The organism is Litorimonas cladophorae, assembly GCF_014652455.1.
Classification (GTDB): domain Bacteria; phylum Pseudomonadota; class Alphaproteobacteria; order Caulobacterales; family Maricaulaceae; genus Litorimonas; species Litorimonas cladophorae.
The window spans coordinates 1509807-1533262 of the sequence record NZ_BMYV01000001.1 but is presented as its reverse complement, the minus strand read 5'-3'; the positions used below and the strand labels follow the sequence as shown (position 1 = coordinate 1533262).

General features: G+C 51.2%; 24 protein-coding genes. 17 read left to right on the top strand and 7 right to left on the bottom strand.

The window, feature by feature from the left end; all coding sequences use genetic code 11:
- Positions 1 to 309: 309 nt before the first annotated feature.
- Positions 310 to 828: a gluconokinase gene (locus tag IE073_RS07365; RefSeq protein WP_189583374.1), complete on the top strand. Its 519-nt coding sequence runs from the start codon at positions 310 to 312 to the stop codon at positions 826 to 828.
- Here the strand turns inward: IE073_RS07365 and IE073_RS07360 are convergent.
- The 3 genes from IE073_RS07360 to IE073_RS07350 form a co-directional block, all read right to left on the bottom strand.
- A complete protein-coding gene (locus tag IE073_RS07360) occupies positions 808 to 2130 on the bottom strand; it encodes a GntP family permease (RefSeq protein WP_189583372.1) in 1323 nt (440 codons plus the stop codon). The genes IE073_RS07365 and IE073_RS07360 overlap by 21 nt on opposite strands.
- Before the next feature lie 327 nt (positions 2131 to 2457).
- Complete coding sequence (locus IE073_RS07355) at positions 2458 to 2967, bottom strand: asparaginase domain-containing protein (protein ID WP_189583370.1); 510 nt, start codon at positions 2965 to 2967, stop codon at positions 2458 to 2460.
- Positions 2967 to 3893: an energy transducer TonB gene (locus IE073_RS07350; RefSeq protein ID WP_189583368.1), complete on the bottom strand. Its 927-nt coding sequence runs from the start codon at positions 3891 to 3893 to the stop codon at positions 2967 to 2969. The genes IE073_RS07355 and IE073_RS07350 overlap by 1 nt, the downstream gene beginning before the upstream one ends.
- 71 nt (positions 3894 to 3964) lie before the next feature.
- Between IE073_RS07350 and polA the strand changes: the two genes are divergently transcribed.
- From polA to ribD, 5 genes are all read left to right on the top strand, one after another.
- Positions 3965 to 6820 carry a DNA polymerase I gene (gene polA / locus IE073_RS07345; protein ID WP_189583366.1) on the top strand — a complete coding sequence of 952 codons (2856 nt, stop codon included), beginning with the start codon at positions 3965 to 3967 and terminating at the stop codon, positions 6818 to 6820.
- Positions 6821 to 6997: 177 nt separating this feature from the next.
- A complete protein-coding gene (locus IE073_RS07340; RefSeq protein ID WP_189583364.1) occupies positions 6998 to 7900 on the top strand; it encodes a glycerophosphodiester phosphodiesterase family protein in 903 nt (300 codons plus the stop codon).
- 74 nt (positions 7901 to 7974) lie between these two features.
- Positions 7975 to 8523, top strand: coding sequence for a hypothetical protein (locus IE073_RS07335; RefSeq protein WP_189583360.1), 549 nt, complete (start codon positions 7975 to 7977; stop codon positions 8521 to 8523).
- A 56-nt stretch (positions 8524 to 8579) separates the two neighbouring features.
- Positions 8580 to 9311, top strand: a complete 732-nt coding sequence (gene gpmA / locus IE073_RS07330; RefSeq protein WP_189583357.1) for a 2,3-diphosphoglycerate-dependent phosphoglycerate mutase — start codon at positions 8580 to 8582, stop codon at positions 9309 to 9311.
- A 5-nt stretch (positions 9312 to 9316) separates the two neighbouring features.
- Entirely contained in the window at positions 9317 to 9754 is a 438-nt protein-coding gene (gene ribD, locus IE073_RS07325; protein ID WP_233349894.1) for a bifunctional diaminohydroxyphosphoribosylaminopyrimidine deaminase/5-amino-6-(5-phosphoribosylamino)uracil reductase RibD, read from the top strand.
- Between the two features lie 107 nt (positions 9755 to 9861).
- Here ribD and IE073_RS07320 read toward each other — a convergent pair whose 3' ends face one another.
- The gene (locus IE073_RS07320; RefSeq protein WP_189583351.1) at positions 9862 to 10284 is read right to left on the bottom strand and encodes a hypothetical protein; all 423 of its coding nucleotides are present in this window, start codon (positions 10282 to 10284) and stop codon (positions 9862 to 9864) included.
- Positions 10285 to 11165: 881 nt separating this feature from the next.
- Between IE073_RS07320 and IE073_RS07315 the strand changes: the two genes are divergently transcribed.
- Both IE073_RS07315 and IE073_RS07310 read left to right on the top strand, forming a co-directional pair.
- Positions 11166 to 12200, top strand: a complete 1035-nt coding sequence (locus tag IE073_RS07315) for a ribonucleotide-diphosphate reductase subunit beta (protein WP_189583911.1) — start codon at positions 11166 to 11168, stop codon at positions 12198 to 12200.
- A gap of 110 nt (positions 12201 to 12310) precedes the next feature.
- Positions 12311 to 13129, top strand: coding sequence for a tyrosine-protein phosphatase (locus tag IE073_RS07310; protein ID WP_189583348.1), 819 nt, complete (start codon positions 12311 to 12313; stop codon positions 13127 to 13129).
- 23 nt (positions 13130 to 13152) lie between these two features.
- Here IE073_RS07310 and IE073_RS07305 read toward each other — a convergent pair whose 3' ends face one another.
- From IE073_RS07305 to IE073_RS07295, 3 genes are all read right to left on the bottom strand, one after another.
- Positions 13153 to 13833, bottom strand: coding sequence for a TadE/TadG family type IV pilus assembly protein (locus IE073_RS07305; RefSeq protein WP_189583345.1), 681 nt, complete (start codon positions 13831 to 13833; stop codon positions 13153 to 13155).
- A 2-nt stretch (positions 13834 to 13835) separates the two neighbouring features.
- Positions 13836 to 14486, bottom strand: coding sequence for a TadE/TadG family type IV pilus assembly protein (locus tag IE073_RS07300; protein ID WP_189583343.1), 651 nt, complete (start codon positions 14484 to 14486; stop codon positions 13836 to 13838).
- Between the two features lie 147 nt (positions 14487 to 14633).
- Positions 14634 to 15209, bottom strand: coding sequence for a pilus assembly protein N-terminal domain-containing protein (locus tag IE073_RS07295; protein ID WP_189583340.1), 576 nt, complete (start codon positions 15207 to 15209; stop codon positions 14634 to 14636).
- Between the two features lie 315 nt (positions 15210 to 15524).
- On the opposite strand from IE073_RS07295, the gene IE073_RS07290 reads away from it, so the two are divergent.
- From IE073_RS07290 to IE073_RS07250, 9 genes are all read left to right on the top strand, one after another.
- The gene (locus IE073_RS07290; RefSeq protein ID WP_189583337.1) at positions 15525 to 15716 is read left to right on the top strand and encodes a Flp family type IVb pilin; all 192 of its coding nucleotides are present in this window, start codon (positions 15525 to 15527) and stop codon (positions 15714 to 15716) included.
- A 179-nt stretch (positions 15717 to 15895) separates the two neighbouring features.
- Complete coding sequence (locus IE073_RS07285) at positions 15896 to 16087, top strand: Flp family type IVb pilin (protein WP_189583337.1); 192 nt, start codon at positions 15896 to 15898, stop codon at positions 16085 to 16087.
- A 157-nt stretch (positions 16088 to 16244) separates the two neighbouring features.
- Entirely contained in the window at positions 16245 to 16445 is a 201-nt protein-coding gene (locus IE073_RS07280; protein WP_189583334.1) for a Flp family type IVb pilin, read from the top strand.
- A 67-nt stretch (positions 16446 to 16512) separates the two neighbouring features.
- Entirely contained in the window at positions 16513 to 17025 is a 513-nt protein-coding gene (locus tag IE073_RS07275) for an A24 family peptidase (protein WP_189583331.1), read from the top strand.
- 241 nt (positions 17026 to 17266) lie between these two features.
- On the top strand, positions 17267 to 18139 hold the full coding sequence (gene cpaB / locus IE073_RS07270; protein WP_189583328.1) for a Flp pilus assembly protein CpaB: 873 nt from the start codon (positions 17267 to 17269) through the stop codon (positions 18137 to 18139).
- 9 nt (positions 18140 to 18148) lie between these two features.
- Positions 18149 to 19645 (top strand): type II and III secretion system protein family protein, encoded by a 1497-nt coding sequence (locus IE073_RS07265; protein WP_189583325.1) that lies wholly within the window; start codon positions 18149 to 18151, stop codon positions 19643 to 19645.
- A gap of 17 nt (positions 19646 to 19662) precedes the next feature.
- Complete coding sequence (locus tag IE073_RS07260) at positions 19663 to 20325, top strand: CpaD family pilus assembly lipoprotein (protein ID WP_189583322.1); 663 nt, start codon at positions 19663 to 19665, stop codon at positions 20323 to 20325.
- A 38-nt stretch (positions 20326 to 20363) separates the two neighbouring features.
- Positions 20364 to 22037, top strand: coding sequence for an AAA family ATPase (locus IE073_RS07255; RefSeq protein ID WP_189583319.1), 1674 nt, complete (start codon positions 20364 to 20366; stop codon positions 22035 to 22037).
- Positions 22038 to 22043: 6 nt separating this feature from the next.
- Complete coding sequence (locus tag IE073_RS07250) at positions 22044 to 23453, top strand: TadA family conjugal transfer-associated ATPase (protein WP_189583316.1); 1410 nt, start codon at positions 22044 to 22046, stop codon at positions 23451 to 23453.
- Positions 23454 to 23456 lie beyond the last annotated feature (3 nt).

Genomic DNA, 23456 nt, shown 5'->3' with positions numbered 1-23456 from the left:
CGAAGGAATTGTTAGTGTTTTGTGGCGAAGGCAAAAGTAAAATGGGGCATGGGACCGAACCCTAAGTGCGATAATCTGCGCAACAACATTTAGATAGATAGAAAATACCAAGTGGCCGGTAAGCCTCAATGCCTTTTTCGAGTCCAGTTAGTCCATAAATAGACTGCCCTTTTCTGCCTGTAATTTCGTCAGGGTGAGATATTGTTCGGCGTGTCGGAGTCGAAAATTTTCAAAGTTTCGCTGGCTTGCAGCTCATCTTATTGAGTTTGCCCTATTGTTTCTCTGAGCCGCCTCGGCTTTAAAACCGCTATGAAAGTTTATGTCATAATGGGTGTGGCCGGGTGCGGTAAAAGCACTGTCGGGCGTGAGGCAGCCAAACGCCTAAACATTCCTTTTTTAGAAGGCGATCACTTTCATCCAAAATCTAATATTAAGAAAATGAGCAGGGGGACTCCTTTAAACGATGAAGACCGTATGCCTTGGGTGGAGGCCATGATCCAAACTTGCCAAGGCACGGCATCAAAATCAGATGGGAAAGACGCCCCTATGATTTTAGCCTGTTCGGCACTCTCAAAAACCGTGCGCCAACGCCTGCGCGAAGGGCTCAATGAACGATGCCAATTCATTCACCTGCAAGGTGCTCAAGCTATGATAGAGCGTCGCCTTTCAGAGCGTAGTGGTCACTTTTTTAAAGCCGACTTATTGGCCTCTCAATTTGCAGCCTTAGACATGCCTCAACGTGCTATCACCCTAGATGTTTTTCAACCTGTAGACATTCTAGCTCAGCAGGTCTGCGATATTATCCAGTCAGAAGATCAAGCTGAATAGACACGCCATAACAAATCCTGTCAGGCCGACAACTGTCGACGCCACGGTCCAGGACTTTAACGTCTCTGCCTCTGTTTGACCCAGATAACGGTTCACAAGCCAGAAGCCACTATCATTGACATGGGAGAGCAAGCTCGCGCCCGAGGCTATGGCAATTACCAATATGGCTTTGTCGGGCGCGGATAGGTCGGCGCCGATCAATAAAGGCGCGGTTAAGCCCGCCCCAGTCAGCATGGCGACAGTTGCTGAGCCTTGCGCTACCCGCACAATCGCGGAGACTAGAAAGGCAAAGAGTAAGAGCGGGATGGAATTAGCCGTCATGACGGCGGCCAACTGCGCCCCAACGCCAGAGTCGATGAGAACCTGCTTCAATACACCGCCTGCGCCCGTGATCAAAATTACGACGCCAGCTGGCAGTAAAGCGCGGTTCATAATCTCTTGCAGTTTATCCAGCGGTATAGAGCGCGAAATGCCAAAAGCGATATAGGCATACCCCACGGCTATAATCAGTGCCGTAAAAGGATGCCCCAAAACTTGTAACGTCGACTTTATGGCGCCGTCCGCAAGTGCCTGGCCCGCAATAGTATTTCCAAGGATTAAGAAGAGCGGCAGCAAAATCGCAAAGATGGCATGCCAAAAATTTATGGGGGTTTCTGCCGCCATGGGCACCTCAGGCTCAGATGAGACAGCTGTATTTTTGTAGAACCGCGCCAGTACAGGCCCTGCCAATATCATGGCTGGCAAGCCCGCAGCTGAGCCTAGCAATATCACCCAGCCTAAATCTGCGCCCAGTAAATCCGCCACAGCAATGGGCCCCGGTGTCGGCGGAATGAAAGCATGTGTTACGGCAAGTCCGGCCAATAATGGCAGGGCGTAAACGAGCAATGCTTTTCCTGAATTTTTCGATAGTTTATGAATAACAGGTACGAGAATAATGAAAGCGACATCGAAGAAAACAGGGATTGCGATTAGAAATCCGACAAGCCCCAGCGCCCAAGGTGCCCGCTTATCTCCAAATCGTTTCAGCAAAGATTCCGACACAGCGCTTACCCCGCCAGCCGCCTCCAACAAGGCGCCAAACATTGCGCCAAGCCCAACCACGATCGCCACAAAGCCCAGCGTTCCGCCCATGCCCTTCTGCATCGATGAGATAACCTTCATCGGAGCCATGCCGACGGCTATGCCGATTAAAAGGCTCATCGCAATCAGAGCCAGAAAGGCAGGCAATTTAACACGGAGCACTAAGAACAGCAGTAGAGCCAGTCCCGCAACCGTGATCAAAAGCGGTATCATCGCATCCATTAAATCAGTCCCCGAAACACATATCCTGCTCTGACGGCCGGATTTTATAGCGTAAAAATACAGGTGTTCTGATTATAGGGGCAAAGCAGTTTTACAAGAGGGGGGTTACCCACGGAGATTTAGTTGAGAGACAGGTTAAAGCGGATGCCGTTGCAATTTGTGGGGAAGATAACTCCCCAGAAGCTGATATAGCTATCACAGGCGACCACGCGTTCAGCGCCGCTAGTCGCGCCTCTGCTCTGGTCTCTTTCTGCGGGCAGTCGTATGGAATAACTCGCAAAAGCGAAAGATGCATGACATATTAAAAAGGAACCGAGCGCGATTTAACTAATCAAACCGCCCGCGTTTTGCATCTTTATGTAGATCCGCCGCCGCAAAGACGCGTCCATTCATGACGCCGTAAACCCCAGCGGGGAGTAGTCGTGCGGCGACGATGGCCCCGCCGAGATTAAAATTCCCATCCGAACGTCCCAGTGACCAAGGCCGCATCGCGCCTGTCAACACGATCACCTTTTCGCTGTCGGGCCCTAAAGCGGCCGCCAGATATTGCGCCGTGATTTCCATCGTCCCTGTGCCATGGGTAATGACGAGGCGGTTTTCGGGCGCTGTTTTGACGGCTTTCAAAATCTGTGCACGGTTTTCGTCGGTCATATCCAGACTGTCGATTTGCATCAGATTTTTAAAACGGCTGATCTTCGTGCGTCCTTGCGCGAAAATATCTTGGACGCGCGTTGTGCCGTCGAGCACTAAACTTTCGGTCTGCGTATCATGCACCTTGTCCAGCGTCCCACCCGTGATGAGAACGCCGACAGGGGCGTTAGAGATTTGTGCCGACATTAATCGCTCCGAAAAATATAGCGTTTGCGAACGCCGCGAGCTGGGACGGTTTCGCCGTCTATAGTTTTGGGGTGAAACCGCGTACGCATGGCCGCGCGTTCGGCAGCGCGAACAAAGTCTTTTCCATAGCGTTCGGCTTCGACGGAAATAACCTCAGTCGAATCGACGCGGCCCTTTTCGTTAATATCGATCGCCAGTGTGACCACGGCCCCAACCTTGCGGCGCAGCGCCGCGCGGGGATAATTGGGGTCAACTTGTCGTCTGACTTCCGCCTCGATCACAACGGGTTCGCGGCTTGTTTCGACGACTTGAACGGTCGGTGGGCGGTAAATCGGGAAAGTTTCCGCCATGCGTGGTGGTGCGCCGGCCAAGACATCCGAAGGGACCGAATCGGAAATTGGACTGTCCCCCGCCTCCAAGGTGCGATCGGGTAGGGGGGCGGACGCCACGGCTTCATCGATGGCATCGCGTAGCGTGTCTAGCTCATCACCGCGTCCGCCTAGCAGGCTTCCGTTCCATATGGTTTCATAGGACAGCAAAGCGGCGTTCTTCTCTTCGGCCTCGGATCGCACATCATAGACCGCTCGCGTGACGCTTTCCCAATCCTGCTGTTCTGCCGCATTTATGACGTCCAATTGGTCCTGTATCGCGTCTTTTCGGTCTGTATCGGGATAGGTGCGCTGATAATCAATCAGGCGCGCACGGCGTAGGGCGGGCGTTGTTTCTCCCAATGCGGTCAAATAGGCCGCGCGCGATGCAGGTGTTTCGACGCTTTGTCCTGTGGACACACTCTGACCTGGACTGGCCAACCAGACGAGGAAAAAGACGAGCGCTGCCAAGATAGCCCCAATCAAAAAGGGCAAAATGGACACAGGTTTGCGTCCCGTGCGTTCCTCTTCTTCTGGATCGTCAATCATCTGATACATGCACGGGATTATAGGCGAGAAAATCGGGGGCGCTATTGAATTCCTGTCCTCTCATGCGCAGAACGTCAGCCATGACAGCTACAGCCCCCATAGATAAAAATTCCCACGTCGTTTTGGTCGATGGGTCCGCCTATATTTTCAGAGCGTTCCACGCATTGCCGCCTTTGACCCGTAAGACCGATGGCTTGCCGATTGGGGCAGTGGCAGGATTTTCGAACATGTTGTTCAAATTGATGGTCAATCAAAGCGATGAGGATCGACCCACGCATTTCGCCGTCATTTTCGATGCGTCGGGTAATACATTCCGAAATGAAATCTACGATCTTTATAAAGCCAACCGGAGTGCATTGCCTGAAGACCTGATCCCGCAATTCCCACTCACGCGTGAGGCGACACTTGCCTTTGGCGCGCCTTCGATTGAGATGACAGGGTATGAGGCGGATGATTTGATCGCAACTTATGCGCGGATTGCAGACGAAGCCGGCGCGCGCTGTACCATTATCAGCTCTGACAAAGACTTGATGCAGCTGGTGACGGAAAACGTGATCATGCGCGACCCGATGAAAAACAAAGACATCGGCATCAAGGAAGTGATCGAAAAATTCGGTGTTGAGCCAGCCCGCGTCATTGACGTCCAAGCTCTGGCTGGGGACAGCGTTGATAATATTCCAGGTGTGCCAGGTATTGGCGTGAAAACGGCTGTTTTGTTGCTCAATGAATATGGGCCTCTGGAAGAGCTGCTCGAACGGTCTGGCGAAATCCCGCAAAAGGGCCGTCGCGAAAAGATGCTCGCCAATAAAGATATGGCGCTGCTGTCCAAACAATTAGTGACACTCAAGACGGATATTGATCTGGAAGTCCCGCTTGAAGACTTGGCCGTGACCGATCCCGATGTGGATGTCTTATTTGATTTCCTCGAACGCATGACATTTCGCACGCTGACCGCTCGCGTTCGTGCGGCGCTGGGCGCAGGTGAAACAGACGGGTTGCGCAAGGATGATACGGCCCCCGATGCGGGTGCGCCAGCCGAATTGGACGCACCAAAAAATGTGAAATTTGACGCCGAAAAATATGTCTGCGTACAGGACGCCGCGACCTTACGGGAATGGGTCGACAAAGCGATGAAGGCTGGCGTTGTCGCCGTGGACTTGGAAACCAATAGCCTCGACTCAGCGGCCGCGAAAATGGTCGGAGTCTGCCTGTCCCATGCCGATAATGAAGCGTGTTATATTCCGCTAGGGCATGTCGGCGTTGGGAATTCCGCCGAAGGTGGTGATATGTTCGGGGCTGCCGCGCCAAAACAAATTCCGATGCAAGAGGCGCTCGATATACTCGAGCCCTTGCTGCATTCGCCCTCCGTGCTCAAAGTAGGGCAGAATTTTAAATATGATTTGGGCGTGTTTCAGCGCTATGAAGGCAATGGCAAAGCTCTCCATCCTGCGCCTTATGACGACACAATGTTGATTTCATATTGTTTGGAAACAGGTCTGCGTGGGCATGGCATGGACGCCATGTCAGAGCTTTATTTTGGGCACAAAGCCATCTCGTTCAAAGAGATCGCGGGAACGGGCAAGAGCCAAAAAACCTTTGATCAAATCGAATTAGATGTCGCGACGAAATATGCGGCCGAAGATGCGGATGTGACCCTACGCCTTTGGAAGTTTCTCAAGCCGAAACTAGCCGCAGCTGGTGTGGCAACGGCTTATGAGACGATGGATCGCCCTCTGCCTGCCGTTACGGCGCAAATGGAAAACAACGGTATCAAAGTCGATCGAACAGAACTCAACCGCCTTTCTGGTCTCTTCGCGCAAAAGATGGCGCAACTCGAAGACGAAGCCTACGAGATCGCAGGGACGAAATTCAACGTCGGATCGCCGAAGCAAATCGGTGAAATCCTCTTTGATAATATGGGGCTTGAAGGCGGTAAAAAAACCAAAACGGGCGCGTGGCAAACAGGTGTCGACGTGTTGGAAAAACTGGCCGATGAAGGTCAGGCCTTGCCACGGGTTATTTTGGATTGGCGTCAATATTCCAAATTGAAATCGACTTATACTGACGCGCTCGTCTCGCAAATCAATCCTGACACGGGCCGTGTACATACGTCCTATTCTTTGGCGGCCACGACAACAGGGCGCCTGAGTTCAAGCGACCCCAACTTGCAGAACATTCCAATTCGGACCGAAATGGGCCGTAAAATTCGGGACGCTTTTGTTGCCGAAACGGGACATGTTCTGGTGGCGGCGGATTACTCGCAAATTGAGCTTCGCATCCTCGCCCATGTCGCGGATTTGTCGACGATGAAGCAGGCCTTTGCCGATGGTGTTGATATTCACGCCCTGACGGCCAGCGAGATGTTTGGTGTTCCGCTATCGGAGATGACGCCCGAAATTCGTCGGAATGCCAAAGCGATTAACTTTGGGATTATTTACGGCATTTCAGCCTTTGGTCTGGCCAAAAACATTGGGATCAGCCGCGGTGAAGCCAGCGATTATATTAAAACCTATTTTGAAAAATTCCCAGGCATCAAAGCTTACATGGAAGAGGCAAAAGCCGAAGCCCGCGAATATGGATATATCACGACGATCTTAGGCCGAAAGTGCCACATCAAAGGTATTCGCGACAGCAACCAAATGTCACGGGCTTTCGCCGAACGCCAAGCGATCAACGCGCCAATCCAAGGTGCAGCCGCAGACATCATGCGTCGTGCCATGATCCGTATGCCAGAGGCGATCGAAGACGTGGAGGGCGCAAGGCTCCTCCTACAAGTGCATGATGAACTCGTGTTTGAAGTGCCAGAGGCCAAGGCCAATGCGCTCATCGATATCATCGTCCCCACCATGGAAAGCGCCCATAAACCCGCGATCGAAATGAGTGTACCGCTATTGGTAGAAGCCAAGGCCGCGAAGAATTGGAATGATGCGCATTGATAACGCTTGAAACACTCTTCGCACTCTGCACCCTTTGCGCATAATCTTTGGTGGTTCTGACTCTATATAGGAATCTAAGTCCTCAGTATTAGGGGCTAATCAGACTTGGTGTTTCACGATATGAAGTTACCGTATTCTATTTTAATTTCGGTTTTTATTTTGACTGGTTGTGCTCCAATGACTCAAAACGCATTCCCAACCCTCAACGGCAACCCGCCGCTCGTCATCGCCCATCGTGGGGCGTCTGGGGTTTTGCCTGAGCATACGATTGCCGCCTATCAACGCGCGATTGATATGGGGGCGGATTATATCGAGCCTGATTTGGTCATCACCAAAGACGGCGTATTGGTGGCGCGGCATGATCGGCATTTGTCGAAAACCACCGACATTGCCACACGGGCTGAATTTGCGGATCGCAAGCGTGAGGATGCTTATCACGACGGCATGGATTGGTTCATCGAGGATTTCACGCTGGCGGAGATTAAAACACTACGTGCCTTGCAGCCCCGCGCAGGACGTCCGACCAAATTTGACGGGCAATATGAAATCCCGACTTTTGAAGAAATTCTACGCTTGGCAAAACTGGCCAGTAAAACTACGGGTCGGCCGATCGGCATTTATCCTGAAACGAAACAACCCACGGCTTTCGCAGCCGCAGGTCTGCGTCATGATGAGGCGATGTTAGAAACGCTTTTGGCCTTTGGATATGAAGGTGCAGAAGCCCCCGTTTTTATTCAGTCTTTCGAGATGGGGAACCTGAAACGGTTGAACAGCCAGACTGACATTCGTCTGATCTATCTGACCGAAACGCGCCCTGACTTTGCGGAAACGGCTAAAATTGTTGACGGCATTGGCCCTTATAAAAAACTCCTGCTGACGGATGCGGGCGAAGACACGGGCTTCGTCGCCGCAGCTCACGCAGCGGGACTCGCTGTTCATCCTTGGACATTCCGCGATGATGCGCTCGATCCTAATTTTTCCGATATTGAGACAGAAATGAGCGCCTATTTCGCGCTGGGCGTGGACGGGGTGTTTTCCGATTTTCCCGACACAGCCATCCGCGTGAGAGATCAAAAATAGGCGTCACACCCTGTCACAGAATGTTACCCCGACCTTGCCCATAAGTTGTACATTGGGAAAAACAGGGGAATCAGTTGTCGCGTTTATTTAGCTTTAAAGTTTGTGCTGCGGTCGTCACGGCGCTCGCTCTGCCTTGTGTAGCTTCAGCGCAAAGTTATGACAGTGCTGCCTTTGCCCAACATGATGGTCTGGAAGTCCAAGCTTCAGTGACCTTCAAAATCCCGCTCGGATCCACTGATCGTCGGCGGATGTTGCATCAACCGCGTTTGGGGTTCGGTCTCAGCCTTGCGAAAAATGATTTCGACTCCCCAATGGGCCCGCTGGGAACAGATCGTCTGACAATTTTGGATGTTGGCGCCTATGGGTTTAGAACGCCAAGCTTGCAGCTCTCTGGACAAGAAATTTATGGCTCAACTTTCGTGGTCCTGAATGCGGATGAAACCGATGGCGAGATTAATACCGACGCAGATGATGCGGGGGGATCAGACACGGGGCTTATCCTGATCGCGGGGGCGGCAGTCGTCGCCTCATTAGGAACAATAGTTCTAATCAACGAAGCTGCGGACGATTTTAATGACTGTTTTCTTGTTTTTACAGATGTTCCTGACAAATGCCGTGATTGAATCCTGCTGGGGCACCCGCTAAAGCGTCGCCAATTACGCAACATTATAGGTGCCGCATGACTCAACTCATCCTCATCCGCCACGGTCAATCCCAGTGGAACTTGGAAAACCGCTTCACAGGATTCCACGATATTGGTTTGACAGAGAAGGGCGTGGCCGAAGCGATCAAAGCCGCCGAACTCATCAAAGCCGAAGGCATCATGTTGGACGTGGGTTTTACGAGTTTCCAAAAACGCGCGATCAAAACGCTCTGGCTGACGTTGGAGGGCATTGATCAAATGTATATTCCAGTCACGAAAAACTGGCTGTTGAACGAACGTCACTACGGCGCGCTGACGGGATTGAACAAACAAGAGACGCGCGACAAACATGGGGACGAGCAAGTCCATATCTGGCGTCGCAGCTTTGACGTGCCGCCGCCACAAATTGACGAAACCTCGGAATTCCATCCGTCGAAAGACCCAAAATATAAGCATATCGCGCCAGAGCTTCTGCCCACGGGTGAAAGCCTGAAAATGACATGCGAGCGTGTGCTGCCTTACTTTAACGACCAAATCGTTCCGCATTTGAAAGCAGGATCGAATGTTATGATTTCTGCGCATGGAAATTCTTTACGCGCCATTTTGAAATCTATTTTCGACGTGCCCGATGATAAAATCCCAGGCTTTGAATTCCCGACGGGTAACCCGCTGTTGATCGACATGAAGCCTGGCACATTGGACATCACCTCCGCGCGCTACATGGACGAAAGCCGCGCGAAGGAATTGCCAGACGTTGCGAACGTCTAGACTGGGTGTCTAACCCTGAACACTTTATGCGCCGCGCTCTCGCATTGGGGGCGGCGCAATCGGGGCGTACGGCGGAAAACCCCGCCGTGGGCTGCGTCATTGTCAAAGACGGTGAGATCGTCGGGGAGGGCGCAACCCAAGACGGAGGCCGCCCCCATGCCGAAACCGTCGCGTTGCAAGTCGCAGGCACCCAAGCGCGCGGCGCAGACGCCTATGTCACCCTCGAACCGTGTAGCCACTATGGACAAACCGCCCCTTGCGCCAATGCCTTGATCGACGCGGGTGTAGCTCGCTGCTTCATCGCCGTCGTCGATCCCGACCCAAGGGTCAATTGGCGCGGCGCGGCACTGCTCCAAGAAGCGGGCATCGATGTGCGGGTAGGGGTGTGTGAGACCGAAGCGGCCCAAGCGCATGCGGCGTTTTTTGCGCGGGTGCGAGAGTGAGTGGCGCGGGAGTAGTGTTTTCGGCAAGCCAGTAAAATGGCGGTTTTCTCAGAGTCTTAAACCGCCCAAAATAAGCCGCTCACTCAAGGCAATCATAACGCATTCACTTATTGCTCCTGTTTCTTTTTAAACAAGAACATGACGGCAATCATTATCACTGCGGAAACTGAGAAAAACATTACTGACTGAAAAAAGGTAGCGTGAGCAGACATTACGGATGCACTGTATTGCAAGAAGACGCTGGAACCTACTACGGATCCACTCATCCAAAAATTCTCCCCTTCTTTCTTCAACCTCAATACCAGCAATATTGTTAATAGAGGTATTAATCCCGCAAAGAACACAAGCCCTAGCAATAACTTTGGGAGTGAGATGCCTTCGCCCAGAGTAAGCAGAAACATCAATAACAGGACGACCAAATAAAAGCCTATCGCCATTCTGCCGATAAATGGTCTGCTGGTCATACCGTCAGAGCTATTTTTTGCCACATGGATCACCGATTTGCCAATCTGCTGATTTTGGGTTCCCATAGACAAGAAAGGTTACCAGCCCATAACAATCAAAAACTCGTTTCCGAGAGTGTTTTAAAATCGCTCAAAGTAAGCCACTCGATTCATCCCTTTACAGCTTTTAATGTCGCCATTTCTTGAATGGTCCACGTTATTGGAAAAACGAAACCTCTCCGTTTCAAACGCTTAGACCTAATTTAAAGAGAATGATCCCCGCTTCGAGAAGCTGTGGTAATTTACACGGGTTCTTTCGGACACGGGACAGGCGGGGCCTCGCTTGGTCTATGTATTGTTCGCAATATTATGACACTGTGCATTTTATCTTCGATAAATTGCATTGGCTGGTTCGGAGGACGGTGGGTCTGAGCGTTGGGTGGTGAGACATCCAGAGGTGCCGGGACTTTAGGAGTGAGAGCCGACCCGTCAGTCCAAGTGTCTGAACTCGGGGGTTTATGACTGGCCGCTTCTTCAAAAACCGCTGCCGCGTGGCGAGTTGGATTTTCAACCCGACTCCTGATCTTCGCGTAAAACAACATTTCTATTCTGGTATTCCATCGCGGATATCGACCACGCGGACTGTCCCTTTTCATGAGACATCGCACTTCGGCAGACTCCTAGATGAGCTGCGAACGATAGCGCTTGGGTTACGCACAGGCTTATCTCCATCCCATCACACCCAAAATCGCGCCGCTCCCTTGTCAGCGTCTCTCGCAGGTGAACATATTGCCGCAGAGTTCGACCTTGCGTTTTTGCTGCCACTAGATGTAGTAGATAGACGAGGGAAAAATAGCATATATCGCGCTTTTGGGGCGAAAATCTGCCATTTTCAAAAACTTAGCTGACGATGGTCCGTATTAAGACCAACACACAGATTCGAATCGCGGGAGATCGACATGGGTAAAATGGGTAATTTCGAGATGTCGCAGTCAGGTCTTCTGCTGCCGTCCACATCCTATAAGCCGTTTCGCTATCCGTGGGCCTATGATTTCTGGCAGAAACAACAGCAAGTCCATTGGATGCCTGAAGAGGTGCCATTGGGCGAAGATCTGAAAGATTGGTCTGTCACGCTCAACGATGTTGAGAAGAACCTGCTGACGCAAATTTTCCGTTTCTTCACCCAGTCCGATATCGAAGTCGGCGCGAATTACATGGAAAACTACATGCCGCTGTTTAAGCCAGTCGAAGTCCGCATGATGCTTGCCTCATTCTCAAATATGGAAACGATCCATATTGCGGCTTACGCTTTGCTACTCGAAACCATCGGCATGCCCGACAGCGAATTTTCGGCCTTCATGGAATATGAAGAGATGGCCGCGAAACATGATTACCTCGGTCAGTTTGGCGTAGAGACGGAAAAAGATATTCTAACCTCCATGGCGGTCTTTGGTGGTTTCACCGAAGGGCTACAGCTATTCGCGTCTTTTGCAATGTTGATGAACTTCCCGCGCTTGAACAAAATGAAGGGCATGGGCCAAATCGTAACCTGGTCTATCCGTGACGAAAGCCTGCATTGTGAAGGGATGATCAAACTCTTCCATACCTTCGCGGCGGAAACGGGCGCGCTGACGAAAGACGTCGCCGACAATATTATCGACTGCTGTAAAACGGTCGTGAAACTGGAAGATAAGTTCATCGAACTGGCGTTTGATATGGGTCCAGTTGAGGGCATGACATCCGAAGACATCAAGCAATATATTCGATATATTGCCGACTGGCGTTTGGGTCAGCTTGGCTTGCCGAAAATCTACGGTATCGAAGAGCATCCGCTGCCTTGGTTGACCGAAATCACCAATGGCGTCGAGCATGCGAACTTCTTTGAAGCACGCGCAACAGAATATGCCAAAGGCGCAACCGTGGGATCTTGGCATGGCGCAGAAGGCGTGTGGGATAAGTTCGCGGACATGCGGAACGCCCAGCCTCTCACGGCGGCTGAGTAAGCGCCGCCACGTTTGTTAGAACAGGACCTCGCCTTGGCGGGGTCTTTTTTATGGGGCTACAACCCCACATATTTATTCGGCAATGAGCGCCGCACCGTCAGAGTTTAGTTATGTCTCTCATTTCTTTTTCAGATCGCAATCACGACTTTGCGACGATCTATAATTTCAGGGATTTTGGTGGCTATGCGGGTCATGATGGGCGCGCCGTGAAAACCGGGCGGTTATTTCGTTCGGCGCATTTGGCGGCCTTATCTGATGAGGATCGCGGCGCAATTGGTGAGTTAGACATTAATTTGGTTGTCGATCTGCGTCATGCGCCTGAGCGTAAAAAACAGCCCTCGCGCTTCCCTGATCCCGCGCCACATGTGCATGAATATCCTGATGCACCTGAATCCTTAGACGCGAAAGTCGCGCCGCATGAGGCCTTTTTGGAGCATGAGCTCTACACCGCGGAAGACGCGCATGGCTATATGATGCGATCTTACACCACTCGTCCGCATGACGCGGGCTTTCAGAAAATATTCGGCGATACTTTGCGCTTCATGGCGCAACCCGACACCACAAAACCAGCCGGCGTGCTTGTGCATTGCGCGGCGGGGAAAGACCGGACCGGAACTTTATGCGCTTTGGTCCAAAGTGTGTTGGGTGTTTCGCGCGATGACATCATGGCCGATTACATGATGACGCTTGATGCGGTGAATATTGACAAAATTATCGGGCCTGCGGCGGAAATGTTCTCGCAGCGCTATGGTCGATCCATTGATGCCGAAGCGATCTGGCCGATGTTTGGCGTCTATCCAGAATTTCTTGAAGCCGCGTTGGATGGTATGATGGATGAAGCGGGCGGCACAGACACTTATGTCACAGAAACGCTCAAACTCACGCCAGCCGAGCTTGAGCGGATTAAGTCCCGCTATCTCGAAGGTTAAAGCCCCCAAAGGTTGTATCGACGTTAGCCGGGTGAAGCTGTTACCGAACAACTCACATCCGCATAAGTTGTCGCTGTGCAATCGACAAGGCTCCCCATGCCGTCTTGAAACTGTACCGACTCGGAACGTCGAGGCTTGAGAAGGAACGTCTCCGCAAGCGTAATATCCGAGTTAAAATATCGCAGCTTCAATGGCGTATATTCATAGGAGACCCGCGTCACCACGACACCTGATTTTTCGTTCAATAATTTGGAGTCCAATGTCGTTGCATCATAGGCCGTTAAGTTCCCAGAGGATTGGTTCAGACGGATGCGACCCCGAGACTCAGGGGCTCCAGCTGCTGTTGGTTTGATGAAGCTTTCCATGTCGATTGAAACGCTGCTGGCATCTGAAACGCCCATGACGCGCAGTGCGGCGGAAAGGACTTCTGCAATCTCACCGTCTCTTAATTCAGGTTGCTGGGTCGACAAATCCCCCACCACATTTGTGCTGTGAGAAATACGACGATCCATGCTGATTGCGGATGCGATTTCAGCCAGGCCAAAATACATACCGATCATCACAGGTGCAATGATTGCAAATTCGATTGCGGCAATTCCGCGATCGTCTTCACGGTAATGCCTCGACAATCTTCTCAAACGAGTGTTTTTGCCAGTCGTCTTAGACAGAATGGTTCTGAGGCTTGGTGCTTGAATATTTATCATGACTAAGGTGTCCCATCCGAAATTCTGGATTGTGTATTTGGGTCGCAAGTGCCGGAGGCTGGGAACGGCTCGTTTCTGAATGCCGTTGTCGACGTCATTGTGCGAACACCTGACCCCTTAGGATTATCAAGTCGGGTCAATACAGGGGGGAGGGCAAGTGGATAGTAAAACGTAGACCTTACGACCAACATATCGCCAGCTGCATTTGTATCGAATTGACCATTAGGCGTTTGAGGGATAGCGGCTTGACCCGTTTGCCCCGCTACGCGCTCTTCAGGCGCAGGCACAGCGGGGAGCGCGATGGTCATGAAACTGTCGCCCTGAATGACATCAACACGTACATTCTTCCAACAGGAGGCCATGCCCTTCATGTTTTCGCAAACAAGAGCTTTAAATTCGTCTTCACCGCCGCACGCTTGAAAGTTTCCAGTCCTTAAAACGCGCCCTGCTTCGGACGTGGCGTGCACCAAGGCGGAATTTACAAAAAAGACAATTGCGAGTTCAAGAATGCCGAAGAGTAACATGAAAAACGGGAGCGCAACGAATGCAAACTCGACGGCTGTTGCGCCGTCTTCGTCTTTCCGAAAGCGCGCGCCTAGTCGCAAAGACCAACGCTCGGCGCGTTGAATTATGTGATTAGAAAAAAAGGCCATTGTCCCACTCCATCGCCCTGACAAAATAAAGGGACCTAGAGCTGCATGATGTGCGTGCGAGTTCCCAATACTAGACAGTCTGGCCGACAGTTTAGGCTTTGGACCTTAACAAAAGGGCAAGTTTTCAGGTTAACAAAAGGTAAAAACCTAGTTTGGCATGCGAGATTGGGTCGCGGCAGGTGCCCCAGCGACTTCCCGCGAATATTGTTCGGAGCCTTCTTGAGGCGCTGAAGACGTTGACGACGTTGACGATCTAGAGCTGTTAAAAGCTGTGAATGCAGTCAGCTCTTCAGATTCCGCTGTATTCGTTCCAATAAACTCAGGAGCGTCGCCCAAGACAGGGGATGGCCCGCAATATGGAATACAGGAATATGTCTGTCGTGATGTGCCTTTGTAAAGGCGAACGCCATGGGCCGGCAGGGAATTCACAACCTGAACGTCGGCGTCCATCATCGTGTTGCCATTCCCATCCAAAATAATAAGGTTCGTTTCTCCATACCCACGACCGACGACAAATAAAAGGTCACTCGCTTGAACCGTGACATCCGCAATGCTGGGATTACCGATAATAATCGACGCCGCTGCACCCGGCAGACGTAAAATCTCTGTCTTGTTGATTTCTACCTTGTAACTCTGACTATCGCCCGCAAAGGCATGGCTTGGCAAGCACGCTGTGGCCAGGCCCAAGCCTGTAAGTAGAAGAAATGAATTTATAAGACGCATGGTCAACGGCTCCGCAAGGGATGGTTTGTAATAGGCCTAATGCAATGTGGTGAATGAAGCGTTTACGACCTCAGAAGTAAACGAAGGACAGCTGTGTCATTATATATAGCAGAAAAATTTCGCCGCTCGCTCCGGAAATCGGTGGTTTAAATGAACGCGGTATGAATGAGATGGCAAACGAAAGTTTAGAATTAATTCACCACGTCTCTCAACGGGGCGGTAATCCAACGTCCCTATAAGCAATCACATCGGGGATAACCCTGTAACTGAGGATTATCCTCTCTGAGTAACGAACGCATACGTGGGAGTAATGTTATGCAAAATCTAATTACACGCTTTATCGAAGACGAGTCCGGTGCAACTGCTATTGAATATGGCCTGATTGCTGCCCTTATCGCTGTTGGCATGATCGCTGGTGCGACATCCATCGGTACAAAAGTGAACACAAAGTTCAACGACATCGCCACAACAGTTTCGACTGGTACGGCTTCCGGAACAGCTGGTTAATCGACAAGCGCGTGATCTAACGACCACGCGCACTTGTTTGGCAGCCACCCGATCACTCGGGTGGCTGTATCATCGTCCTAAAACGACGATGAGTTTTATGAATTTTTTTATAAATCGAGATGGCCCTCATGTGCGGCGTTCTCTTTTTAAGTAACGAACGCATACGTGGGAGTAATGTTATGCAAAATCTAATTACACGCTTTATCGAAGACGAGTCCGGTGCAACTGCTATTGAATATGGCCTGATTGCTGCCCTTATCGCTGTTGGCATGATCGCTGGTGCGACATCTATCGGCACCAAAGTGAACACAAAGTTCAACGACATCGCCACAACAGTTTCGACTGGTACGGCGTCCGGTACAGCTGGTTAATCGACAAGCGCGTGATCTAACGACCACGCGCACTTGTTTGGCAGCCACCCGATCACTCGGGTGGCTGCATCATCAATTAATGCGATGATTTTTTAAGACATTCCTGTGTCTTAAATAATGATCGCATTCGCGGCGTTTAGGATTTTTCGGAGCTAGGATGACTAAAGGCATGCAAATATTTGCAGACTATCTCCGTAATGAAGACGGCGCCACCGCCATTGAGTATGGTTTGCTTGCCGCCCTTATCGGAATTGGTTTGATGGGCGGTGCCAAGGCATTTTCCGACTCGGTCAACGAAATGTTCTCTGATGTCGACTCAGAGCTTGTAATTGCATATACGCCGCCAGCTTCAGGTTAATTCGTTTAATTAAACCTGATATTAAGTCTCTTTGAGTATCGACGCCTAAAACACTTGGTGGATATTCATGACCTTTCTCTTACCAGCATTTCTCTTTTTCATATTTACTACGCCCCAGCTGATGGCGGCTCTGAATGATGCAAATGCAATGAAGATCCCAAATCGGATACCGTTGCTGGCGTTTGCAGGTTTTCTGTTGATGGTTCCGCTGACTTGGTCAGGGTTTCCTGTTTTATTCGAACATTTGACAGTTGGACTAGTTCTATTCGCTGCTGGCTTCGCGATGTTTGCCTTTGGTTGGATGGGCGGTGGCGATGCCAAGTTATTGGCCGCAACTGCATTCTGGTTTACTTGGCCTGACGTCTTTCTCTACATGATCTATACGGCTCTCTTCGGAGGCGTACTTACACTCTTCGTTATGGTTGGACGCCAATATATCCCTGTACGTGTTCTAACGACACAATGGGCGCAAACCATGTTTCGAGACGAAACCAAAATACCCTATGGACTGGCATTGGCGGCAGGAGCCATCTTGACACTGCCCAAAAGTGCAATCTTTCAGGCAGCTCTCGGGATGTAATCCCTCAACTATTCGGCCTGAATAAAGTTTTGAAACCGTGTCGCTGCTCCGTCAGCGGCGCGGTTTCTGTCATTTAAAACGGTACTCTGCGAGTGATATGAACACAGCCTAAACGAATAAACATAGGAAATTGAAGCTCGGCGTTAACTCTTTCCCAACTCCTCGGTTGTTATCCATTAACCATGCTTTTGTGTGTCCACCCGTATTTTGGGTTGGGATATGGCCGAAATGGCGAGGGGATATGGAAACCAAGAAGATTATCATTCTAGGCGCAATGGTTGTGATGGCCGGCGTTGTCTTCGTTGGGATAAACAACCTCAGCGCGCCCGCCGCTGCGCCCGTCCAAGCGGCTGCGACACCAGAAATTCAGATCCAAGAAGTTGAATATGTGCCTGTTCTTGCGATTGATGCGGACCTGAGTACGGGTCAACGCATTTCAGAAGAGATGCTGACGAGTATCAAGTGGCCTGCCGAAGCCCTGACGGCCAATTTGATAAACCTCAATGATATGCCTGATGCGAAGGCTGAATTCGTCAATTCACTTGCGCGTCAACCATTAGCACAGGGTGAGACCCTAAACCGTTCAAAAGTTATTATGGCCGGCGATAGCGGCGTTATGGCGGCGCTACTCGCGCCAGGTATGCGCGCTGTGACGACCCGAATCAGTGTTGATACAGCGGCAGGCGGATTTATTCAGCCTGGAGATCGCGTCGATATTATCATGCGCGAGACCTATACCGTTAGACGCGACAATAACGCCGGACAGGCCACCCAAAGCCGCGTCGAGCGCCAAAACCTCTTTATCGCACAAACATTGTTTGAAAACGTCAAAGTGCTCGCGATTGATCAGACCTTTACGACTGGCGCTGAGTCAGGGGCCGCAATTCCAGGTTCGACAGCGACCTTTGAGCTGTCACAATCCGACGCTGAACTTCTTCAAGAGGCCGAAGGGTATGGCGATATTTACCTCACACTTCGTGGAGCGAATGGTTCCGGGTATAAAGGACGTAGTGCCGCGCGCGTTGATCGCGACGATGTTGATACGACGCCGAGCACCTTGACTATCTACCGAAATGGACAGGCCACTCCGATTGCCCTGCAGCAGAAGAATTAGGTGGACGACATGATAATAACACTGACAGAACGCCTTCTTCGCCGGTCTCACTTGCGTAAAACAACAACAGCTCTCGCACTCGTCGCGTCGGTCGGATTGTTGTGTACACCGAGTTACGCAGGCACACGCTCATATTCTCATATGCAGAACACGGCCGCCCAAGTAAAAATTCAGGCCCCAGGAACAGGGCAAAACAGCCGTTCTATCGTGCTGCCTTACTCTAAATCGACAGTTATCGAACTTCCAGACAACGTAATGGATGTGATCGTGTCCAATCCCGATGTTGTTGAAGCCGTTGTGCACACATCGCGCCGGACAATGCTGATTGGTAAAGATGCCGGACAAACAAATGTGTATTTCTATGGCCATGACGGTCAAGAGCTTTTGAATGTCGATATTCGCGTCGAACGTGACATTGGTGGATTGCAGGACCTCATCGCCAAGAATGCCCCGAGCAGTCGGGTAGAGGTACAAGTTTTCAATTCCAATATTCTGCTGACAGGGGCCGTCCCCAACGCAGCCGCAGCAGATACTGTCGAAAAACTGGCCCGCATGTGGCTGGGCGCTGAAGGGCAGGGGGCTCAATCTGGTGAAATTGTGAATTTACTTGCCATTGAAGGCAAGGATCAGGTCATGTTGAAAGTCCGCATTGTTGAAATGCAGCGGTCAGTTACCAAGCAAATGGGCTTTGACCTTAGCGCTATTGGGGATCTTGGCGGAAGCACTGTGTCCCTTCTCAACAATGTGGGGCCAACGCTTGGCAGCGGTTTAAACGCAACTGGCACATATAATAATACCGGCGGTGGAGATTTGAACACGCTTTCAGGTGCGCTTCGCGCATTGGAAACAGTAGGCCTTGTTCGGACGCTGGCCGAACCTACTTTGACCGCCATTTCTGGCGAAACTGCGAATTTCTTAGCTGGGGGCGAAATTCCGCTCTTCTCTGGGTCTATTCGCGATGATCAAGGCAGACTGCAGCGATCATTTGAGTTCAAGCCGTTCGGGGTATCTCTGGGTTTCACACCAGTTGTACTCTCAGAAGGGCTAATTTCTCTGTCTATTAGTACAGAAGTCTCCGAACCAACCACCGAAAATGCATTTGTTTCAGAAGGCGGCGAAAGCGTTTTGGGTATTCGGGTTCGCCGGGCCAATACGGTTGTCGAAATGCCAGCGGGCGGAAGCCTCGTCATTGCGGGTCTCATTCGTGAAGAATCACGTTCGACCGTTGACGGCACCCCTGGCCTTAAAGATGTGCCTGGATTGGGCGCATTGTTCCGAGGCCGAGACAGCCGCACGACGCAAACCGAAGTTGTCATCATGGTAACGCCATATCTGGTCGACCCAACACATCCCGATAAGTTGCAGTCACCATTGGATGGATTTCAACCTGCGAATGATGTCGAGGGCTTGCTCATGGGCCGTCTGAACAAGGTTTACGCCGAAAATGGTCAGCCGAAAATCCAACAGAATTCACTGCCAGGGCCGTTCGGCCATGTGGTTGATTAAGCAAAGGGCGACGTGAAATGAAAAAAACAGTTCTTACAGCTTCCTGTTTAATTGCGCTGATTGGCGTGAGCGCTTGTGCGGCACCTTCCCACACGATGAAGCCTGCGCACTTGCGTAATGCGGTTCAAGTCGCCGAGTCGATAGAACGGCTTGAACTTTATACCCGTCCAAATGGAATGGAGCTTTCAGCACGAGATAAGTTGGCGGTTTCCCAATTCTTGGATGGATATGCACGTGCAGGTGACGGTCCACTCTATATTAATCGCCCGGCGAGCGCGATTTCAGGTTTGGGAACTCAACAAGCTGAATCCGTAATTCGCGGTCTTATGGCTCAGAACGGTATGAACCCGACGGCACTCCAGACAGGTCAATATAACTCCAAGCCAGGCGATCCGGCGCCTGTGGTCGTCTCTTATCGAACATTGCGCGCTATTCCTCAGGATTGTCGTACAATGGGAAGCCTTACGAACTCATTCTCTAATCAACCTCATAGCAATTTCGGTTGTTTCCACTCAGCTAATTTGGCGGCCATGGTCACTGACCCGCGGCAACTACTTGAGCCATATGCGAGCGGACAACCCAATGCGCAAAGACGCCAAGTTATTTACGACAAATACATCGAGGGCACGATCACCGCGGCCGCCGTTAATCCCGATCAAAAAGTCGGTGAGCAAAACTAGATCATGATGCGCATTATCCCTGAATCGAAGACGACGCTATGACACAGATGACACAGCCGAACCCATACATGCCACCCGCTTCGGGTCAGGCTCAGCAGCAGCCCCGGCCCGTTCCGATGCCACAGGTCGTGCCCCAGCCTGGGATGCCGCAAGGACAAATTCAGCCTGCGCCAGTGCCTCAAGCGCCTGCTTACGTGGTGGCGCCCACACCGCAACAAATGCAGCCGCATCAGGCTCAGCCACACATGCAACCGCAACCCTTGCCGCAAATGGCGATGCCTCAGTCAGCAATGCCGCAGGCTGCGCCGCAAAATGCTGGTTTTCCGACGCCAAATCCTCAGATGCTGGCTCAGCCAGAGCAAAATCCGATGGCAATGAACCCGATGTCATCTGCGCCAATCGCTCCGCCTGTTTATGCGCCGTTGGAAGATGCCACCCGCGACGTGGGTGAAAAACCGCTTCCTTCGATCTCGGTTCAGGCATTTTGTGACCGCCAGGAAACGGCGCATTGCATAAATGAGACAACGCGCGACTGGCGCATGCGTCGGACGAATGTCAAAATTTATATGGGCGGCTTGCCAGCAGCGATCGAATTCTATCACAAAGAGACAACGCCTTCCTTGATTTTGATCGAAAGCGGTATGCGAGGTGAAGAGCTATTTAATCAGCTCGAGCAACTCGCAAGCGTGTGCGATGAAGGCACGAAGGTCGTCATGATCGGCGCGGCGAATGATATTCGCCTATATCGTCAATTGATGGATAAAGGTGTGTCTGATTATCTTGTACCGCCGCTACATCCTCTGCACGTCATCCGATCTCTCGGCGAACTTTACGCTGATCCAGGCCAACCGTTTATTGGCCGTGTAGCGGCGTTTTTCGGTGCAAAAGGTGGAGTCGGATCGTCGGCGTTGGCCCATAACACAGCTTGGGTTCTGGCCGAAACGCTTGGCCAAGAAACTGCATTGGTCGATCTGGACGCCAGCTGGGGAACAACGGGTCTCGATTTTTCATATGATAATATGTCAGGTCTGGAGGAAGCCCTAGGCGAGCCTGATCGTTTGGACGAAACTCTCATGGATCGCATCATGATCCGCCATACGGCGAAACTTTCGATCCTTCCGACGTCCGGATCTTTGAATACCAAGCCCGTTATGAATCCAGAGAGCTATGAAGCTGTTGTAAATGCCGTACGCGGAATTTCTCCACTCTCGATCTTGGATATGCCGCACTACTGGTCGGATTGGACGACAAATGTTCTCACATCTGTCGACGACGTCGTTGTGACGGCTACGCCTGATTTGGCAGGTATGCGCAATGCGAAAAATCTGATCGATTTTCTAAAGGTTCAACGTCCGAACGATCCCGCGCCTATTTTGATTCTAAATTGCGTTGGGATGTCGCCAAAAACTGAGATTTCAGTCAAAGATTTCGGGGCGATGGTCGGTGCAGAACCCAATGTCGTCATCGGCTGGGATCCAGATAGCCATTTTGAAGCCACGAACGAGGGCAAAATGCTTTCCGAGGTGAAATCTGCACATCAAACTGTCCAAGGCTTACAGTTTTTAGCAAACCGCCTGCGCACAGGCTCGTTTGATCTGACCTCTAAAGGCGATGTGGCGCCGACGAAGAAAGGGCTTCTGTCCGTTGGTGGAAAGAAGGCTGAAAAATCGAGTGGCGGTAAATCTATGTTTTCTTTTTTGAAAAAGGGATAACCGCAGATGTTCGGTAAACGCTCAGACGTCGCAGCGGTAAAATCCCAGCCATCTGCGCCCGCGCCTAAAAAAGAAGTTACGCCAGATCCAAATGGGGTTTCGCAGACCAATTCTTCGGGTTCGCGTCGTAGTGACGAGCCGGGCGAGGAATATTACGAAACAAAAGCCACGATTTTTAACGCCCTTTTTGAGACCATCGACGTCTCTGCCCTTGCAGGTATGAACGCGGAAAAAGCGCGAGAAGAAATTCGGACTATCGTCGACGAAATTATTGCGATCCGAAATGTCCGCCTTTCCGTCAATGAGCAAAATCAGCTCATCACCGAAATCTGTGATGACATCTTAGGCTACGGTCCTCTTGAGCCATTATTGGCGCGTGACGACATTGCCGATATCATGGTCAATGGTGCCAAACACGTCTTTATCGAAACAAACGGTAAGATGATCAAAACAAATATCCGGTTCCGTGATAACACGCAGCTGATGAATATTTGTCAACGCATCGTTAGCCAAGTTGGCCGGCGTGTTGATGAAGCCAGCCCCATTTGTGACGCGCGTTTGTTGGATGGCTCACGTGTAAACGTGATTGCGCCGCCATTGTCGATTGATGGTCCCGCGCTCACGATCCGTAAGTTTAAGAAAGATAAGCTTCGCCTGAATGATTTGGTGAACTTTGGGTCTATTTCGCCCGCGGGCGCTAAAGTTCTTCAGATCATTGGTGCCTGTCAGTGTAATATTGTTATTTCTGGCGGTACGGGCTCGGGCAAAACGACACTTCTCAACGCGCTCACTGGTTTTATTCATCCAGACGAACGTATTATTACTTGCGAAGATGCGGCCGAATTGCAGCTGCAACAACCTCACGTCGTTCGCCTAGAAACACGTCCACCCAACCTCGAGGGGAAGGGTAAGATCACCATGGCGGACTTGGTGAAAAACTGCCTCCGGATGCGTCCAGAGCGGATTATTGTGGGTGAGGTCCGTGGGCCTGAAGCCTTTGATTTGCTGCAAGCTATGAACACGGGCCATGATGGCTCTATGGGTACGCTCCATGCTAACTCACCGCGTGAAGCCCTATCCCGTTTGGAATCTATGATTACAATGGGCGGGTTTTCGCTTCCTGCTAAGACGATCCGGGAAATGATCGTAGGTTCGGTCGACGTGATTGTTCAGGCAACGCGTCTTCGCGATGGGTCTCGGCGTATTACCCGTATTACCGAAGTGATCGGTATGGAAGGCGATGTCATCGTCACCCAAGATTTGATTGTCTACGAAATGGACGGCGAAGATGCGGACGGAAATATCATCGGCGAACATAAATCGACAGGTATTGCGCGTCCCGCGTTCTGGGATCGCGCGCGCTACTTTAACCTCGAAAAAGATCTGGCCGAAGCGCTGGACGAAGCTGGATCGTAAGAT

Excerpts from the sequence above, each read along its gene's own strand:
- IE073_RS07290 (WP_189583337.1), top strand. The coding sequence starts at position 15,525 with ATGCAAAATCTAATTACACGCTTTATCGAAGACGAGTCCGGTGCAACT.
- polA (WP_189583366.1), top strand. The coding sequence starts at position 3,965 with ATGACAGCTACAGCCCCCATAGATAAAAATTCCCACGTCGTTTTGGTC.
- IE073_RS07255 (WP_189583319.1), top strand. The coding sequence starts at position 20,364 with ATGACACAGATGACACAGCCGAACCCATACATGCCACCCGCTTCGGGT.
- IE073_RS07315 (WP_189583911.1), top strand. The coding sequence starts at position 11,166 with ATGGGTAATTTCGAGATGTCGCAGTCAGGTCTTCTGCTGCCGTCCACA.
- IE073_RS07360 (WP_189583372.1), bottom strand. The coding sequence starts at position 2,130 with ATGGATGCGATGATACCGCTTTTGATCACGGTTGCGGGACTGGCTCTA.
- cpaB (WP_189583328.1), top strand. The coding sequence starts at position 17,267 with ATGGAAACCAAGAAGATTATCATTCTAGGCGCAATGGTTGTGATGGCC.
- IE073_RS07250 (WP_189583316.1), top strand. The coding sequence starts at position 22,044 with ATGTTCGGTAAACGCTCAGACGTCGCAGCGGTAAAATCCCAGCCATCT.
- IE073_RS07350 (WP_189583368.1), bottom strand. The coding sequence starts at position 3,893 with ATGTATCAGATGATTGACGATCCAGAAGAAGAGGAACGCACGGGACGC.
- IE073_RS07280 (WP_189583334.1), top strand. The coding sequence starts at position 16,245 with ATGACTAAAGGCATGCAAATATTTGCAGACTATCTCCGTAATGAAGAC.
- IE073_RS07295 (WP_189583340.1), bottom strand. The coding sequence starts at position 15,209 with ATGCGTCTTATAAATTCATTTCTTCTACTTACAGGCTTGGGCCTGGCC.
- IE073_RS07285 (WP_189583337.1), top strand. The coding sequence starts at position 15,896 with ATGCAAAATCTAATTACACGCTTTATCGAAGACGAGTCCGGTGCAACT.
- IE073_RS07265 (WP_189583325.1), top strand. The coding sequence starts at position 18,149 with ATGATAATAACACTGACAGAACGCCTTCTTCGCCGGTCTCACTTGCGT.
- IE073_RS07355 (WP_189583370.1), bottom strand. The coding sequence starts at position 2,967 with ATGTCGGCACAAATCTCTAACGCCCCTGTCGGCGTTCTCATCACGGGT.
- IE073_RS07340 (WP_189583364.1), top strand. The coding sequence starts at position 6,998 with ATGACTCAAAACGCATTCCCAACCCTCAACGGCAACCCGCCGCTCGTC.
- IE073_RS07305 (WP_189583345.1), bottom strand. The coding sequence starts at position 13,833 with ATGATAAATATTCAAGCACCAAGCCTCAGAACCATTCTGTCTAAGACG.
- IE073_RS07310 (WP_189583348.1), top strand. The coding sequence starts at position 12,311 with ATGTCTCTCATTTCTTTTTCAGATCGCAATCACGACTTTGCGACGATC.
- IE073_RS07365 (WP_189583374.1), top strand. The coding sequence starts at position 310 with ATGAAAGTTTATGTCATAATGGGTGTGGCCGGGTGCGGTAAAAGCACT.
- IE073_RS07260 (WP_189583322.1), top strand. The coding sequence starts at position 19,663 with ATGAAAAAAACAGTTCTTACAGCTTCCTGTTTAATTGCGCTGATTGGC.
- IE073_RS07300 (WP_189583343.1), bottom strand. The coding sequence starts at position 14,486 with ATGGCCTTTTTTTCTAATCACATAATTCAACGCGCCGAGCGTTGGTCT.
- IE073_RS07320 (WP_189583351.1), bottom strand. The coding sequence starts at position 10,284 with ATGGGAACCCAAAATCAGCAGATTGGCAAATCGGTGATCCATGTGGCA.
- gpmA (WP_189583357.1), top strand. The coding sequence starts at position 8,580 with ATGACTCAACTCATCCTCATCCGCCACGGTCAATCCCAGTGGAACTTG.
- IE073_RS07275 (WP_189583331.1), top strand. The coding sequence starts at position 16,513 with ATGACCTTTCTCTTACCAGCATTTCTCTTTTTCATATTTACTACGCCC.